This window comes from Glaciibacter superstes DSM 21135 (assembly GCF_000421145.1).
In the GTDB taxonomy this organism is placed as follows: Bacteria; Actinomycetota; Actinomycetes; order Actinomycetales; family Microbacteriaceae; genus Cryobacterium; species Cryobacterium superstes.
Genome location: NZ_ATWH01000017.1, coordinates 28,980 through 43,587, shown reverse-complemented (window position 1 = coordinate 43,587; position 14,608 = coordinate 28,980). Strand labels below are relative to the sequence as shown.

The window sequence follows — 14,608 nt, the reverse complement described above, 5'->3', positions numbered from 1 at the left end:
GAGAGACGGATGTCGGCGGCAGCAGTTAGCGTGCAGCCACGGAAGTGTGCGCGGAGAGGCGGCGGCCCGCAATGAGCAGCCAGAAGATGATCGCCACTTCGCCCACGAATGTGAAGGTGGCGACGGTGGCGGTGTAGTCGCTGATGAAAACCATGCCGAACGCATCCGCCAGGTAACCGAGCCCGGCGATCACCAACAGGATTCCGAAGACGCGAGGCACGAAACCCGAGCGGAATGCCAGGTAGCCGATCAGCAACAGGTGGAGACCGAAGAGACCGAGGCTGATGACCCACATGGTGTTGTATCTCTCCAGTGCGGGCAACGCCGCCTCCGGATCGCCGAGGAGCGAGAACCCGATGACGAGCTGGCTGATGGACACGATGAAGAGCAGCGTGTAGACGACCCTCAACCACGCTGCCACGGCCGAGAGGCCGGAGCGCACGGGCTTGAACAGCGTGTACCAGGCCCCGGCCACGATGAAGTCGAGGCCGGTGACGATGAACAGGCTGAGGATGCCCGCGAGGAACAGTCCGGAAGACTCAGAGATCGCCGTCGCTGTCGCTGTCGCATCTCCCGGCGTGATGAGCGGAACGATGGCACCGAAGTTGCCCCAGCCTCCCAGCACCGCCATGAGCGCGAGTGCGACTCCCGAGACGAGCGCCGCGGTGCGCGGCGACCACCTGGTGAAGTTCGGGCCGGCGGGCCACAGCGACAAATCTGTGCGATTCGAGGTGTGCTGTGTTGTACTCATGATTACTTCCTTACGTCGTAAGCTTATGTTGTAAGTAACGTATATGTACGTAGTAAGCTTGTCAAGAGCAACGACAGGAGAATAATCAATGGCGTCACTGGGCAAGACCACCGCTGAACCTCGCACCCGCTTGAATCGGGACCGTGTGCTTCACACGGCGATAGCCCTGGCCGACGCCAACGGCATTGAGGCGCTCACGATGCGGAGGCTCGGGGAGGAACTGGGGGTCGAAGCGATGTCCCTCTACAACCACGTTGCCAACAAGGATGACCTCCTGAACGGCATGGTTGACGCCGTCTTCGGCGAGATCGACCTGCCGTCGCACAGCGACACCTGGAAGATCGCAATGAGAAAGCGCTCGGTGTCGTTCCACGACGCGCTCTCGCGGCATCCGTGGGCCATCGGCCTGCGCGACTCTGGAACCCAGCCAGGCCCGGCCACGCTGAGGCACCACGATCGGGTGATCGGAACGTTCCGGAACGGCGGATTCTCTCTGGCGCTGGCGGCGCACGCGTTCTCAGCGGTTGACAGCTACATCTACGGATTCGCGATGCAGGAGAAGAGCCTGCCGTTCACCACAGAGGAAGAGACCGCCGTAATGGCGCAGATCATGCTCGCGCAGCTACCGGCGGATGAATACCCGTACCTGGCCGAACTCACAGCGAACCATGTTCTCCAGCCCGGTTACAACTACAGCGACGAGTTCACGTTCGGACTCGACTGCATGCTCGACGCGCTCGAGCGAGAATCGCAAGCCTCGGATTGAGCGAGCCGGTAGAGTCGCGGCATGGATCTCACCTGGTTGTTCGTCATCCTGATTCTGGTTGTGCTGTTCGCAAGTATCAGCGTCATCGGCGCACTCCGCCGGATAGCGGACGCCACGGAGAAATCCGCCGCACACCTCGAAACGCTCGCCGCGGCATCCGTCACTGAATCGGGCTCCCCGTCTGACCAGAGCACCTCACTCTGATTCTTTGCGCCGTTTCTCCAGCTCGGCCTCGAGGCGTTCGATGCGCGCCTGTTCATTGTGGAACTCGATCTCCCGATCGAGTTCTGCCAACTCTTCCTCTGTGGTGCGAGCCGGACGCATGTCATAAGCCGCCTGTCTCGGTGCAGGCGCGGGCGCGGGCGACGGACGACGACGCAGATCGGCGAAGGTGCCGCGATCAACCGGCGCGTTGTACTCACGACCGATCGTGAACCACAGGATGCTTCCGATCAATGGCAGGAAGATCACCAGGAAGATCCATACCAGCTTGGGGAGATGTTTCACCTGCCCGTCCTGCTTCGTGATGATGTCGATCAAGGCGCCGACGACGACCAGGAAGAGAACGGCGGATATCAGCACTGGCATGCGAAACCGACCCTCAGCCGGCAGACGAAGGAAGAGCGGGGCCGGGCATTGCAGGTGCTGAAGGCAGTGACCTCGCTATGAAGACGCCGAGGGCGAAGAGAGCGGTGTTGATGATCCCGTCGACGACGGGATAAACGAGGCCGGAGTACACGATGTTCATCAGGAGGTAACTGAAGTTGTTGTTGGTTGCCAGCGTCACGATCAACCCGACGATCAGCGTCGCGATCGTGCCGAATGCACCGCCGATCACGAGCCTCCCGAGCAGCGATTTCAGGCCGAGTGATGCGGTGAGTGGCGCGATAAAAATCCCAGCCACTCCCGCTCCCGCCACGAAGAACACGGCACTCACCAGACCGATGAGAATCTGGACGACGTACATCCCTCCGAATACCCCTGAGGGTTGTCCGGCAGCGACCGCCAGGTTCCCAAGCGCGATGATGAATTCGGTGACAAATCGCAGAGCGATGACGATGACAGCGCCGAACAACACCTGGCGCAGGCGATACCTGTCCACGATGGGAGTGCGGCCGGATTGAAGGTCTCTCCCTGAGTACAGGTCTGGACCATGGCTGTCATGCGGAGGCGTGTCGCTGGACATGGATTCACCCTATCGGCCCTCCCGGCCTCTGCAACGGTCCCGCTACGCTCGAACCATGCCGCACATCGACGTTCCAGGTGCCTCGCTCTACTACGAGGCCGACGGCCACACTTCGAAGCCCGCCTTGCTCCTCATCCACGCCGGCATCGCCACCCTCCGGATGTGGGACCAGCAGATCGCAGCTCTGGCCACCGACCATTACGTCATCCGTTACGACACCCGCGGCTTCGGCCAGACCAAAACCGAGAACGTGGAGTACTCCGACCGCGCAGACGCACTCGCCGTCCTGTCCCATCTCGGCGTCCTGAAGGCAACGATTATCGGCGCATCCCGTGGCGGCGGCATCGCCATCGACATCGCCGTCGACAGCCCGGAGCGAGTGAGCGGGCTGGTCACGATCGGTTCCGGTCCAAGCGGATTCCCCGATGTCGAACTCAGCGACGCCGAGAACTCCCAGGGCGCTGGCCTCGACGCTGCGGTCGAAGCGAAAGACTAGCACCTGCTCGCCCGGCTGGAGACCGAACTGTGGGCATTCGGCCCGCGTCGAGACACGAACAACCTCGACGCCGACTTTGTGCGCACCGCCTACGAGCTGAACCGCGTCAACGTGGTGCACGCCGAAGAAGACCCGACCGCACTCCCCCTAGACCCGCCGGCCTTCGACCGCCTCACTGACATCGAGGTGCCGACGCTCATCACCGTCGGCGAGTACGACCTGACCCACCACTTGGCGGAGTATGAGTTCCTGCTGTCGACGATTCCGACTGCCAGCGGATGTACCTTCCGCGATACCGCGCATCTTCCGAACGTCGAGCAGGCGGCCGACTTCGAGCGTGTCCTCCTCGGTTGGCTGGCTGAGAACCAGCTCTGAGTGTCCCCCCTGATAGGGTCATGGGGTCATATTTTCAGATTTCTTGGGGGACTCACATGCTTACGCAACGCACAAAATTCGCATCCGTCATCGGCTCACTCGCCGTCGCTGGACTGCTGCTCACCGGCTGCGCCGGCGGGCAGAGCAAGGCCGACGCCTGCACTGTACTCATCGAGGGGCTGGACACTCTTCAGACGGAACTCTCTGAGAACGTCTCAGAACTGCAGGCTGACCCTGAGGCAGCGGCAGCGGCGATCGGCAAGACGGCCGACAAGTTCTCCGAGAACGTCGGCAGGATCTCGAACGACGACGTCAAGAAGACGGCCGACAAGGCCGACGGCGCGCTGGGTGACCTGTCCGACGCATTCGGCGACTACGCCGAAGACCCGGAGAACGCAGACACCTCCGCACTCCAGGACAGCGCCACCGCGGTTCAGGACTCGTTCATGGACCTCCAGAAGACCTGCAGCAGCTAACAGGCGCTGGGGTCAGGCGCTGGGGTCAGCGCGGCCGGTGAACCGGTCCATGGAACGGTAGACGCCGAAGACCCGACCGGCAACCACATCCCAGACCGGCAACGGCAGTATGCCGCGAAGGGCTCGTGCCAGGCCAACGCTGCGTGGCATGAAGAGCAGAGGACGGCCGGCGAGCATGGCCGCCCACACCCGGTCGACGACGTATTCCGGCGTCAGGATGGGAGTGAGCAGCGGGCCGCGGGCTCCGGCGAACATGCCGGTGGAAATGTAGCTCGGGCACACAGTGGTGACCTTGACGTTGCCGTGGTCCTGCTGCACGAGCTCGAGGCGCAGGGAGTCGCTCCAGCCGATGAGTGCGGCCTTCGACGCCGCGTAAACGCTCATCCGCGGGTTCGAAAGTGTGCCGGCGGCAGAAGCGATATTCACGATGCGCGCCTCACGGTAGGCGTTGTCGATCATGCCAGGCAGGAACTCCCTGGCGATGTACATCGGCGCCAGCGCGTTGACCTGCATGGTCGGACGGGTGTCGTCGCCGTTGTCGTGCTCCCAGAAGAACTTGCCGCGCACGATCCCGGCGTTGTTGATCACGATGTCGGGATTACCGACCTCAACGCGCACGCGCTGGGCCGCTTGGGCGATCGCGCCGAGGTCGGCGATGTTGACCTCATACGGGGCGACACGGGTACCGGGGCCGGCCATCTGATTCAGTTCGGATGCCGCGGCGGCGAGCGCCGGCGCATCCGAGTCCCACAGGATCACGGCCTTCGCGCCCTCGGCGACGGCCCGTTCTGCGTACAGGCGGCCCATGCCGCCCGCCGCCCCCGTGATGAGGATGCGGGCGCCGGCAACAGTTCGAGTCATGTCTCAATCATCGCAAGTTTCGCTGCAGACAACGCACGGACACCAGCCTGAAGCGTTACGCCGGGTTGCAACGGCACTGTGTCTGCGCGTGGTGTCTGCGCGTGCGGGTTGCCAGCGCGACGTGGGCTCAACCACCCGCATCCCGCCCGACCGCCCGCCCGCCGATGTCCACGCCACGGCCACCGACCATGACGCAGCCGGACCTCCCGCGCAAGTAAGGTGAAGCTCATGCGATTTGGACTTTTCATACCCCAAGGCTGGCGTCACGATCTGGTCGGGATCGACCCCGCAGAGCAGTGGGCGGCGATGAGCGGCCTCGCCGCGCACGCCGACGCGGGCCCGTGGGAGTCCATCTGGGTGTACGACCACTTCCACACCGTTCCGGTGGCGACCGAAGAGGCGACACACGAGGCATGGGCACTCATGTCAGCGTTCGCCGCCACGACCAAGCGGGTTCGTCTCGGCCAGATGTGCACCTGCATGAGCTACCGCAACCCCGCCCACCTCGCGAAGATCGCGGCGACGGTCGACATCATCTCCGGCGGCCGTGTCGAGATGGGCATCGGCGCCGGCTGGTACGAGCACGAATGGCTCGCATACGGCTACGGTTTCCCGCGCGCCGGCGAGCGCCTCGCCCGCCTCGATGAGGGCGTGCAGATCATGAAGCAGGCCTGGACGACGGGCACCGCAACCTTGAACGGCGAGCACTACCAGGTGGACGGCGCCATCGTGCGGCCGCTTCCGCTGCAGGAGGGCGGCATCCCGATCTGGGTCGCCGGCGGCGGCGAGAAGGTGACACTGCGGATTGCGGCGCAGTACGCGAACTACACCAACTTCGCCGGCACTGCGGAGGAGTTCTCGCACAAGAGCGACGTGCTGCGCGGGCACTGCGAGACACTCGGCACCGACTTCGAGGCGATCACCAGGTCGGCGAACTATTACACCATCATCGGCTCGACCGAGGCGGAGGTCGCCGAGCGCATCAACGCCGTCGAAGCACGCGTTGCGCCCTACATCGGAGACGCGAAGGCAGCCGAGTATGTTGCTGCCTACCGCAACGGTGTCGAAATCGCCGCAACACCAGAGCAGGTCATCGAGCGACTGACCGACATGCGATCGCGCGGACTGACCTATTCGGTCCACAACTTCCCCGAGGCGGCCTACGACCGCTCCGGCATCGAGCTCTTCGAGCGCGAGGTCGTGCCGGCGCTACAGTAACGCGGACGGCGGGCTCGCGCGGCCGCGCAGCAGCGAGGCTGAACGTTCAGGTGCGGCTGCGATACTCGGGGCTCAGCAAAGCGCCGGGCATCGTCCTGCTCGATGGTGCAGTACAGGAGCGGACGCCATGTCCAGCACGTCCCAACGGTCACTCCCTCTGAACCTCAGGCGACCACAGCACCTGCCGTTCACCTGGACCGAAGACGGCGAAATCCACACAGGACTGTGGCATTCGGAGGGCGGCTGGCCAGCTCCAGAGCGTCTCGAGATCATTGATGACCGCACGAACACGGATGCCGCGTACCGGCTCGCCACGTCGGGTACAGCGATGCTATGGCGCGGCGATTTCCACAACGCCCGGCAGCTACTCGGATCACTCGGCCGACGCATCGACCGCGGCACGAGGAAGCCGTCGCCTGACCTCACCGCGGCCTTCCGCAAACACCGGGCGGATGCCGCCCACCGCGCGCAATTGCTCGGGATGCTCCTGATCCCACTTGACGCCGACTACACGATCCCCTTGCGCCGCTCTCCCGACGTCCGACTGGCCTGCACCCAGAGCTACGGGAAAAGCGACCAGCCATCCGTGACCTCGCTCCGCGAACTGATCGGCGTCATCGGCGCCCACGAGTGGCGCACCAACGGAGTAGACATCCCTGCGCTCGGTGCACTCATCCATCCGCACTACGGAGTGTTCTCCCCGGTGCGCGGCGAGTACCTCGACCTGGTCGCTGCCGCACCGTTGCCGTCTGGCACCCTCGAAGACCTGGTCGCGTTCGACATCGGCACAGGAACCGGAGTGCTCTCCGCGATTCTCGCGCACCGTGGCATCCGTCACGTGATCGCAACCGACCAGGAGCCACGCGCCCTCGCCTGTGCAATCGAGAACATCGAACGACTCGGTTTCACCGATCAGGTCGAAGTGGCCCCGGCCGACCTGTTTCCGGTCGGCCGGGCAGACCTGATCGTGTGCAATCCCCCGTGGATACCGGCTGAGGCAACCACGTCGACCGATCACGCCGTCTATGACCCAGACAGCCGGATGCTGCGGGGCTTCCTGGGTGGACTGGCCCTGCATCTGGAACCGGCCGGCGAAGGCTGGTTGATCCTGTCTGACATCGCGGAGCGCATCGGTCTCCGTTCCCGCAGCGAGCTGCTCGACCTGTTCGAGGATGCGGGTCTCACGGTCGCCCAGCGCATCGACACACGACCGACTCACCGGCGTGCGTACGACACGACAGACCCGCTCCACGCCGCGCGATCGAACGAGGTGACCTCGCTCTGGCGTTTGCGTTCGGTCAACTCCGGCACAGAAGCTGGCACCGCCTGAACGACGATCCCCCCGTCCAGTAGTGAACGGGGGGATCGACAGGTGAAGGGGAACGTCAGTTTGTCGTGACGATGGCTCCGCTGGCAGCGACGACGCCGAGGGCGATGAAGAGGATGATGAAGAGGATCGCCGAGGCCAGGCCGATGATGATGGCGGCGATTGCGAAGCCGCGGCCGCGCTCACCGGTCTTCTTGACCTGACTGAGGCCGATGAACCCCAGGATCACGGCGATGACGTTGAAGCCGACCAGGGAAAGGACAAATCCGACGATGGAGAGGACATTCCACGGCGCCTCGGTTGCGGCGGCGGATGTCGTGGGAACTGCAGCGGACTCAGACATTTCGATGCTCCTCGATTGTGTGGTGGATGTACTGCTGTGGGGCCACAGTGACTCAAGGGATACAGTGACACAGGAGATTCACAGGTGTCAATCACCCGGAAAATTTTCCGAACCAGAAGCCGATCTTCGTGTACGCTGTACACATTGAGTTTTCGCTCCGAATCCGACCTGGGGCCGGCCGGATCGCCACGTCGCCAGCGACGAGACGAACAGGCTTCGGATGCGACCAGACTCGAACCTCCTTCTGTCGACCCTCACCTAAGGACTTCTGTGGCCCTCCTCTCACTGGCGCTCCATCACGCCAGGCCCTACAAAGCGTGGATCATCGCGGTCTTCGTGCTGCAACTGATTTCAACGATCGCCGCCCTGTACCTTCCGAGCCTCAACGCTCAGATCATCGACCAGGGAATCTCCAGGGGCGACACGGGTTTCATCTGGTCAACGGGCGTGATGATGCTCACGGTCTGCCTGGTGCAGGTCGTCACCGCCATCGGTGGCGTCTACTTCGGCGCACGCACCGCGATGGCCATCGGTCGCGACCTGCGCCGCGAGGTGTATCGCAAGGTCGATTCGCTCAGCGCCCTCGAACTGGGCAAGTTCGGCTCTGCAACCCTGATCACCCGCGGCACCAACGATGTGCAGCAGGTGCAGATGCTCGTGCTGATGACCCTGAACTTCATGGTGTCAACCCCGATCATGTGCATCGGCGGCATCATCATGGCCGTGCGCGAAGATATCGGCCTTTCCTGGCTGGTGTGGGTGTCCGTACCGGTTCTTTTTGTGATCGTCGGCATTCTCGTCTACCTGCTGATGCCGCTGTTCCGTCAGATGCAGGACCGCATCGACGGCATCAACAGCGTGCTGCGCGAGCAGATCATCGGCATCCGTGTTGTGCGTGCGTTTGTGCGCGAGCCCTTCGAAAACGAGCGCTACCGCAAGGCCAACGAAGGTCTGACCAAAGTCTCGGTGCGCGTCGGCAACATCTTCGTGCTGATGTTCCCCGTGATCATGATGGTGCTGCACCTGGCGACGGCCGCCGTGCTCTGGTTCGGTGGGCAGCGCGTTGAGACCGGCGACATGCAGGTCGGTTCGCTCACCGCTTTCCTGCAGTACCTGCTGCAGATCCTGGTGGCCGTCATGATGGGCGTCTTCATGGTGATGATGATCCCTCGCGCGGTCGTCTGCGCCGAGCGCATCAAGGAGGTGCTCACCACCGACTCCAGCCAGGCGCTCTCGCGCACCGAAACCGTGGCCACACCGACGCGCGGCCGGGTCGAGTTCCAGGATGTGACCTTCGGCTACCCGGGAGCGGAGCGCCCAGTGCTCGACAACGTGAGCTTCACCGCCGAACCCGGCCAGGTGACCGCCATCGTCGGCTCCACGGGAGCCGGCAAGACCTCGCTCATCAACCTGATCCCGCGACTCTACGACGCGCAGCAGGGCAGCGTCACCATCGACGGCGTCCCCGTGTCAGACCTCACGCGTGCGCAGGTGTCGAAGGTGATCGGCCTGGTGCCGCAGAAGCCCTACCTGTTCTCCGGCACCATCGGTTCCAACCTGAGATTCGGGCGAGCGGATGCGACGGACAACGAGATCTGGAACGCGCTTCGCATCGCCCAGGGCGAAGACTTCGTGCGTGACATGGCCAAGGGGCTCGATGAGACCGTCGCCCAGGGCGGAACGAATGTCTCCGGCGGCCAGCGCCAGCGCCTGTGCATCGCGAGGGCGCTGCTCGCCGAGCCGCGTGTCTACCTGTTTGACGACTCGTTCTCCGCTCTCGACGTTGCGACGGATGCCCGGCTGCGCGCAGCCCTCGGAGACGCGACCAGCAACGCAACGGTGATCATCGTCGCGCAGCGCATCTCAACCGTCACCGGTGCAGACCAGATCCTGGTCATCGACAACGGGGCGATCGTCGGACGGGGAACTCATGAGGAGCTTCTCGAATCGAACGAGACCTACCAGGAAATCGTGGAATCCCAGTTGAGCGTGGAGGCGGTGGCGTAACCATGGCCAGAAACGAAAAGAAGAAGAACGAAGCGCCCGTGGCCGACGGGGCAGGCACCGACGGAACAGGCACCGACGCCGCGACCACCACCGAACTCGAGAACGAGTACGTGCCGCAAGAGGGCGACGGCGACATGTTCGGCGGTACCCCCTCAGCGCGGAAGGCCGAGCACTTCTGGCCGTCGGCGAAGCGTCTGGTCGGCCTCCTGCGTCCAGAGCGCGCGAAGTTCATGATCGTCGTGGCACTGGTCGTCGCTTCGGTCGTGCTGACCGTACTTGCTCCGAAGATTCTCGGTCAGGCCATGGACACCATCTTCAACGGTGTGCTCGGCGCGCAGATGCCGGCCGGTGCGACACTCGAGCAGGTCATCGACCAGGCCCGCGCCTCCGGCAATGGCCAGTTCGCCGACATGCTGCAGGGGACATCCGTTGTTCCTGGCGAGGGAATCGACTTTCTCGTGCTTGGCCGCCTCATTCTTGTGGTGCTTGGCATGTACACGGTCGCGTCCATCCTGATGTGGGCGCAGGGGTACATCCTCAACGGCCTGGTGATGCGCGTGGTCTACAAGCTGCGCCAGGACATCGAAGAGAAGCTGAACCGGCTCCCGCTGAGCTACTTCGACTCCCGCCAGCGCGGCGACCTGATGTCGCGGGTCACCAACGACGTCGACAACATTCAGAGCGCGCTGCAGCAGGCGTTCTCCCAGTTGGTGCAATCTGCGCTCACTGTGATCGGCATCGCGGCGATGATGTTCATCGTGTCGTGGCAGCTCGCGTTGATCGCGCTGATCGCGCTGCCGCTCTCCGCAGGCATCGCGGCCGTCATCGGCGTGCGTTCGCAGAAGCTGTTTTCCGCCCAGTGGAAGCACACCGGCTCGCTGAACGGGCACATCGAAGAGACCTTCTCCGGACAGGAGCTCGTGCGCGTCTTCGGTCGTGACAAGGAAATGCTGGAGGAGTTCGACAAGCGCAACGATGAGCTCTTCACGGCCTCGTTCGGCGCACAGTTCGTCTCCGGCACGATCATGCCGGCGATGATGTTCGTTTCCTACCTCTCCTATGTACTCATCGCCGTGGCCGGTGGCCTGAAGGTGGCAGCAGGCCAGATGACACTGGGTGACGCGACGGCGTTCATCCAGTATTCGCGCGAGTTCTCGCAGCCCCTCTCTGAAATTGCGGGCATGGCGAACATGCTGCAGTCCGGTGTGGCATCGGCCGAGCGCACCTTCGAGTTCCTCGACGCCGACGAGCAGGATGTTGAGAACAAGACCGCTGAACTCCCCGAGCGCACCGACGGTCACGTGGAGTTCGAGAACGTTTCGTTCTCCTACAACGCGGACCAGCCGCTCATCGAGAACCTCACCTTCTCGGCCGAGCCGGGGCACACCGTCGCCATCGTCGGCCCAACCGGCGCAGGCAAGACCACCCTGGTCAACCTGGTGATGCGCTTCTATGAGCTGACCGGAGGCCGCATCCTGCTCGACGGCGTGGATATCACCTCGCTGAGCCGCGGCGAACTGCGTTCGCAGGTGGGCATGGTGCTGCAGGATGCCTGGCTGTTCGGTGGAACGATCAAGGAAAACATCCGTTACGGACGCCTCGACGCAACGGACGACGAAGTGATCGTCGCAGCGGAGGCGACCATGGTCGACCGCTTCGTGCGCCAGCTGCCCGACGGTTATGACACCGTGATCGACACCGACGGCGGCAGTGTCTCGGCCGGTGAACGCCAGTTGATCACGATCGCGCGTGCGTTCATCGCGAACCCGTCACTGCTGATCCTCGACGAGGCGACGTCATCCGTCGACACCCGCACCGAACTGTTGGTGCAGCACGCCATGGCAGCGCTGCGCACCGATCGCACCTCGTTCGTGATCGCGCACCGCCTGTCGACGATTCGCGATGCGCACACGATCCTGGTGATGGAGGCCGGTCGCATCGTCGAGCAGGGTAACCACGAGACTCTGCTCGCGCAGCGCGGTGCGTACTACTCCCTGTACATGTCGCAGTTCATGGGCGCTGCACAGGAGGAGCCGACGACGGATGTTGGCGCGGACATCGCGGCGGATTTCGCGGGAGAACCTGCGCCCGTCGAGTAGCCGCCTGGAATCTATCCACCTGAAGCGAACGAGTAGGCAGGTTCAGCCTCCATGCTCGAGCCGTGCCCATTGCCCGGTCGGCCGTACGTCTCGAGCAACCGCAGCCAGATCTCGCTGATGGTCGGGTAGGCGGGCACCGCGTGCCACAGTCGATCGAGCGGCACTTCGGCGACGATCGCGATCGTGGCGGCGTGCAGAACTTCGCTCACGTCCTGCCCGACGAATGTGGCTCCGAGAATCACGTTGCGATCCTCATCGACGACCATCCTGGCGCGGCCAGCGTATTCGTCTGAGTGCACGCTCGCTCCGGCAACATCACCGATCTCGTAATCGACCGCGCGGACCCGGTAGCCGGCGTCTCGAGCTGCGCTGGCCGTCAACCCGACCGAGGCGACCTCCGGGTCGGTGAATGTCACTTGCGGGACGGCCTGATGATCCGCGCTTGCGACATGCGTGCCCCATGGCCTGTCCGAGAGAGATGCGCCATTCGCCCGCGCAACGATCGCGTCGCCTGCGGCGCGGGCCTGGTACTTCCCCTGATGGGTGAGGAGCGCCCGATGGTTCACGTCCCCTACGGCGTAGAGCCAGTCGAACCCTGTGACGAGGAGCGTGTCGTCGGTAGTGATCCAGTCTCCCGGTGTCAGCCCGATCGCGCCCAGACCGATGTCTCGGGTGCGAGGCGAGCGGCCGGTCGCAACGAGCAACTTCTCTGCCGTGATGGTTTCACCCGTGTTCGTCTCCACGGTGAAACCCTGCTGATCGCGGCTCACTCGCGTTGTCTCGGTTGCGAGATGGATGGCAACGTCGAGTTCGGCGAGTGATTCCAGTACTTTCTCGCCCGCGAACGGCTCCATGCCTTCAAGAAGGGCGCCCCGTGAGATCACGGTGACGGATGCGCCGAGTCCGGCGTACGCGGTTGCCATCTCAGCGGCGATGACGCCGCCCCCGATGATGGCAAGACTGGCCGGAATGCTCCTGGCACTGGTGGCGTCGCGGCTGGTCCACGGCTGTGCGGCCCTGAGCCCGTCGATGTCGGGGATGAATGCGTCGGATCCGGTGGCGACGACGACCGCGTGACGGGCGGTCAAGTGGATCTCACCTTCACCGGGGAGATCAACCAGCACCTGCTTGGGAGCAGTGATGCGAGCGTGCCCGCGGAGGACGTCGATCCCAGCGCCTTCTGCCCACTCCGCCTGACTCTCGTCTGACCAGTGGTTCGTGAATGCGTCGCGCCTCGCGAGCACGGCATCGGTGTCGAGTGCTCCGGTCACGGCCTGGGCAGCGCCAGGCACGCGTTGCGCGGCACGGATGACGGCGGCCGACCGGAGAAGCGCCTTGGAGGGCATGCATGCCCAGTACGAGCATTCTCCGCCGACGAGCGCGTGCTCGGTGAGAAGCGCGGTGAGCCCGCCTTGCCTCGCTCGGTCGGCGACGTTCTCGCCTGCAGCACCCGCGCCCAAGACGATCACGTCATAGTCCCTGATGTCCATTGTTTGTGCCCTTTTCGTTTCGTTAATCCTCAGGATCCGGCGCCACGTCAGCAAACGCTTCAACGTCGAACGATTCGGCGCCAAAGAATGCCAGAGCGAGTTCCGACCGGGTCACGTGACCCACGATGGCCGTCATCAGCGAGCCACCGAGTCCGGTGTAGCCGTAGTTGCCGCCGAAGATTCGCGCAAGCACGCCAGGGTTCTGGAGTTCCGCCCGCGTCGCCGCCTCAGCAAGGGTGGCCGGCCTCGAATCGGTCGGTCGCTCGTCCGGAGACTTGGCGAAGTCGACGAACACGTCGAACACGCGGGCGCGCTGCACAGAGGTGAGCATGGCGAATGCTCCGGCATGCATCTGCTCGATGGTCTCCGGTAATACGGTTCGGATCAGGTACTCGTACCTCTCGAACGTGATCTCGTTCTCATTGAGTCCTACGGTGTTCGGGTAGACAGCTTCCCGGAGGTCTGGCCTGCTGCGCCCGAAGAGTGCGTCGATGAATTTCATTGGGTGCTCCAGATCGATGGTTGCGGCATAATGGTCGGCTCGTTCATCGTCCCGGTGCCCGGTTCTTGATCTCCTGGAGCACCCATCCGTTGCCGTCAGGGTCATTGAAAGCGGCCCACGAGCCATAATCGGCGCGGCTCGGCTCGAGTCCAGGGAGCCGCTGCTCGCCGCCGGGCGCGTGGTAGAAGATTCCACCGGCATCGTGAAAGAAGTCCGACACTGGGGCGCCACGGGAAACGAGGTCGGCGCGTGCCGCCTCGATGTCGAACACGACGAGCTGAAGACCCTGCATGGAGCCGGGTTCGGCCTCGGTGACGCCGGTCCCGAAGATGATCGATGCCTCGGAGCCGGGCGGGGTCAGTTGCACGACGCGAAAGTCGTCACTGATCACAAAGTCGGCATCCAGGCGAAAGCCCAGACCCTCGTAAAACGCCTTTGCCCTGTCGACGTCACCGACGGGAAGGACGACTACCTCAAGTTTCATGTCCATGATCAGTTCCTTTCTATTGCGGGGCGTTTGCCCTCCCCTTAAGAGTCGCGCCAGGCTCTGTGGGTCGCACCCGTAGAAGCCACTGGTGTCACCCCGGTGGGCACGGGTCGCACGCCCCGCAACCGCATCACCCACAGCCGCATTCCTTTCGCGTGCAATGCACCGAGCCGCCCGAATCGGCTCTTCGGCCGAGCGTTTAAGAGCAGAAACGGGCGGCTCGG

Annotated in this window: 17 protein-coding genes; 9 read left to right on the top strand and 8 right to left on the bottom strand. The window is 63.8% G+C overall.

Annotated elements, in window-relative coordinates:
- Window positions 1-25 precede the first annotated feature (25 nt).
- Window positions 26-751 (bottom strand): DUF4386 domain-containing protein, encoded by a 726-nt coding sequence (locus K323_RS0120765; protein ID WP_022887185.1) that lies wholly within the window; start codon window positions 749-751, stop codon window positions 26-28.
- Between the two features lie 88 nt (window positions 752-839).
- Between K323_RS0120765 and K323_RS0120760 the strand changes: the two genes are divergently transcribed.
- Window positions 840-1,517: a TetR/AcrR family transcriptional regulator C-terminal domain-containing protein gene (locus tag K323_RS0120760; RefSeq protein WP_022887184.1), complete on the top strand. Its 678-nt coding sequence runs from the start codon at window positions 840-842 to the stop codon at window positions 1,515-1,517.
- Window positions 1,518-1,538: 21 nt separating this feature from the next.
- Window positions 1,539-1,721 (top strand): hypothetical protein, encoded by a 183-nt coding sequence (locus K323_RS0120755; protein WP_022887183.1) that lies wholly within the window; start codon window positions 1,539-1,541, stop codon window positions 1,719-1,721.
- On the opposite strand, the gene K323_RS0120750 is transcribed toward K323_RS0120755, so the two are convergent.
- Window positions 1,713-2,105, bottom strand: coding sequence for a PLD nuclease N-terminal domain-containing protein (locus K323_RS0120750; RefSeq protein WP_022887182.1), 393 nt, complete (start codon window positions 2,103-2,105; stop codon window positions 1,713-1,715). The two genes, K323_RS0120755 and K323_RS0120750, sit on opposite strands and share 9 nt — an antisense overlap.
- A gap of 13 nt (window positions 2,106-2,118) precedes the next feature.
- Window positions 2,119-2,703 (bottom strand): hypothetical protein, encoded by a 585-nt coding sequence (locus tag K323_RS0120745; RefSeq protein WP_022887181.1) that lies wholly within the window; start codon window positions 2,701-2,703, stop codon window positions 2,119-2,121.
- A 55-nt stretch (window positions 2,704-2,758) separates the two neighbouring features.
- Between K323_RS0120745 and K323_RS27700 the strand changes: the two genes are divergently transcribed.
- The 3 genes from K323_RS27700 to K323_RS0120730 all read left to right on the top strand — a co-directional run bounded on the left by K323_RS27700 (window position 2,759) and on the right by K323_RS0120730 (window position 4,050).
- The gene (locus tag K323_RS27700) at window positions 2,759-3,199 is read left to right on the top strand and encodes an alpha/beta fold hydrolase (RefSeq protein ID WP_022887180.1); all 441 of its coding nucleotides are present in this window, start codon (window positions 2,759-2,761) and stop codon (window positions 3,197-3,199) included.
- A 78-nt stretch (window positions 3,200-3,277) separates the two neighbouring features.
- Complete coding sequence (locus K323_RS0120735) at window positions 3,278-3,574, top strand: alpha/beta fold hydrolase (protein WP_022887179.1); 297 nt, start codon at window positions 3,278-3,280, stop codon at window positions 3,572-3,574.
- Between the two features lie 56 nt (window positions 3,575-3,630).
- Entirely contained in the window at window positions 3,631-4,050 is a 420-nt protein-coding gene (locus K323_RS0120730) for a hypothetical protein (protein ID WP_022887178.1), read from the top strand.
- 12 nt (window positions 4,051-4,062) lie between these two features.
- Here K323_RS0120730 and K323_RS0120725 read toward each other — a convergent pair whose 3' ends face one another.
- A complete protein-coding gene (locus K323_RS0120725) occupies window positions 4,063-4,911 on the bottom strand; it encodes an SDR family oxidoreductase (protein WP_022887177.1) in 849 nt (282 codons plus the stop codon).
- A 228-nt stretch (window positions 4,912-5,139) separates the two neighbouring features.
- On the opposite strand from K323_RS0120725, the gene K323_RS0120720 reads away from it, so the two are divergent.
- Window positions 5,140-6,129: an LLM class F420-dependent oxidoreductase gene (locus tag K323_RS0120720; protein WP_022887176.1), complete on the top strand. Its 990-nt coding sequence runs from the start codon at window positions 5,140-5,142 to the stop codon at window positions 6,127-6,129.
- A 127-nt stretch (window positions 6,130-6,256) separates the two neighbouring features.
- Window positions 6,257-7,459 (top strand): methyltransferase, encoded by a 1,203-nt coding sequence (locus tag K323_RS0120715; protein ID WP_022887175.1) that lies wholly within the window; start codon window positions 6,257-6,259, stop codon window positions 7,457-7,459.
- 55 nt (window positions 7,460-7,514) lie between these two features.
- On the opposite strand, the gene K323_RS27695 is transcribed toward K323_RS0120715, so the two are convergent.
- The gene (locus tag K323_RS27695; protein WP_022887174.1) at window positions 7,515-7,799 is read right to left on the bottom strand and encodes a DUF4190 domain-containing protein; all 285 of its coding nucleotides are present in this window, start codon (window positions 7,797-7,799) and stop codon (window positions 7,515-7,517) included.
- 270 nt (window positions 7,800-8,069) lie between these two features.
- Here K323_RS27695 and K323_RS0120705 point away from each other — a divergent pair, with 270 nt between their 5' ends.
- Window positions 8,070-9,806 (top strand): ABC transporter ATP-binding protein, encoded by a 1,737-nt coding sequence (locus tag K323_RS0120705; RefSeq protein ID WP_022887173.1) that lies wholly within the window; start codon window positions 8,070-8,072, stop codon window positions 9,804-9,806.
- A 2-nt stretch (window positions 9,807-9,808) separates the two neighbouring features.
- Complete coding sequence (locus K323_RS27690; protein WP_022887172.1) at window positions 9,809-11,905, top strand: ABC transporter ATP-binding protein; 2,097 nt, start codon at window positions 9,809-9,811, stop codon at window positions 11,903-11,905.
- Between the two features lie 11 nt (window positions 11,906-11,916).
- Here K323_RS27690 and K323_RS27685 read toward each other — a convergent pair whose 3' ends face one another.
- Genes K323_RS27685 through K323_RS0120685 form a run of 3 tightly spaced genes read right to left on the bottom strand, consistent with a single transcriptional unit; the run spans window position 11,917 to window position 14,387 of the window.
- Window positions 11,917-13,395 (bottom strand): dihydrolipoyl dehydrogenase family protein, encoded by a 1,479-nt coding sequence (locus K323_RS27685; protein WP_022887171.1) that lies wholly within the window; start codon window positions 13,393-13,395, stop codon window positions 11,917-11,919.
- Window positions 13,396-13,417: 22 nt separating this feature from the next.
- On the bottom strand, window positions 13,418-13,897 hold the full coding sequence (locus tag K323_RS27680) for a hypothetical protein (RefSeq protein ID WP_022887170.1): 480 nt from the start codon (window positions 13,895-13,897) through the stop codon (window positions 13,418-13,420).
- A gap of 43 nt (window positions 13,898-13,940) precedes the next feature.
- A complete protein-coding gene (locus K323_RS0120685) occupies window positions 13,941-14,387 on the bottom strand; it encodes a VOC family protein (protein ID WP_022887169.1) in 447 nt (148 codons plus the stop codon).
- Window positions 14,388-14,608 lie beyond the last annotated feature (221 nt).

Bases quoted from the DNA above. Each gene is read 5' to 3' on its own strand.
- K323_RS0120750 (WP_022887182.1), bottom strand. From the start codon at position 2,105: ATGCCAGTGCTGATATCCGCCGTTCTCTTCCTGGTCGTCGTCGGCGCC.
- K323_RS0120725 (WP_022887177.1), bottom strand. From the start codon at position 4,911: ATGACTCGAACTGTTGCCGGCGCCCGCATCCTCATCACGGGGGCGGCG.
- K323_RS27680 (WP_022887170.1), bottom strand. From the start codon at position 13,897: ATGAAATTCATCGACGCACTCTTCGGGCGCAGCAGGCCAGACCTCCGG.
- K323_RS27690 (WP_022887172.1), top strand. From the start codon at position 9,809: ATGGCCAGAAACGAAAAGAAGAAGAACGAAGCGCCCGTGGCCGACGGG.
- K323_RS0120745 (WP_022887181.1), bottom strand. From the start codon at position 2,703: ATGTCCAGCGACACGCCTCCGCATGACAGCCATGGTCCAGACCTGTAC.
- K323_RS0120720 (WP_022887176.1), top strand. From the start codon at position 5,140: ATGCGATTTGGACTTTTCATACCCCAAGGCTGGCGTCACGATCTGGTC.
- K323_RS0120730 (WP_022887178.1), top strand. From the start codon at position 3,631: ATGCTTACGCAACGCACAAAATTCGCATCCGTCATCGGCTCACTCGCC.
- K323_RS0120685 (WP_022887169.1), bottom strand. From the start codon at position 14,387: ATGGACATGAAACTTGAGGTAGTCGTCCTTCCCGTCGGTGACGTCGAC.
- K323_RS0120755 (WP_022887183.1), top strand. From the start codon at position 1,539: ATGGATCTCACCTGGTTGTTCGTCATCCTGATTCTGGTTGTGCTGTTC.
- K323_RS27700 (WP_022887180.1), top strand. From the start codon at position 2,759: ATGCCGCACATCGACGTTCCAGGTGCCTCGCTCTACTACGAGGCCGAC.
- K323_RS27685 (WP_022887171.1), bottom strand. From the start codon at position 13,395: ATGGACATCAGGGACTATGACGTGATCGTCTTGGGCGCGGGTGCTGCA.
- K323_RS27695 (WP_022887174.1), bottom strand. From the start codon at position 7,799: ATGTCTGAGTCCGCTGCAGTTCCCACGACATCCGCCGCCGCAACCGAG.
- K323_RS0120760 (WP_022887184.1), top strand. From the start codon at position 840: ATGGCGTCACTGGGCAAGACCACCGCTGAACCTCGCACCCGCTTGAAT.
- K323_RS0120715 (WP_022887175.1), top strand. From the start codon at position 6,257: ATGTCCAGCACGTCCCAACGGTCACTCCCTCTGAACCTCAGGCGACCA.
- K323_RS0120765 (WP_022887185.1), bottom strand. From the start codon at position 751: ATGAGTACAACACAGCACACCTCGAATCGCACAGATTTGTCGCTGTGG.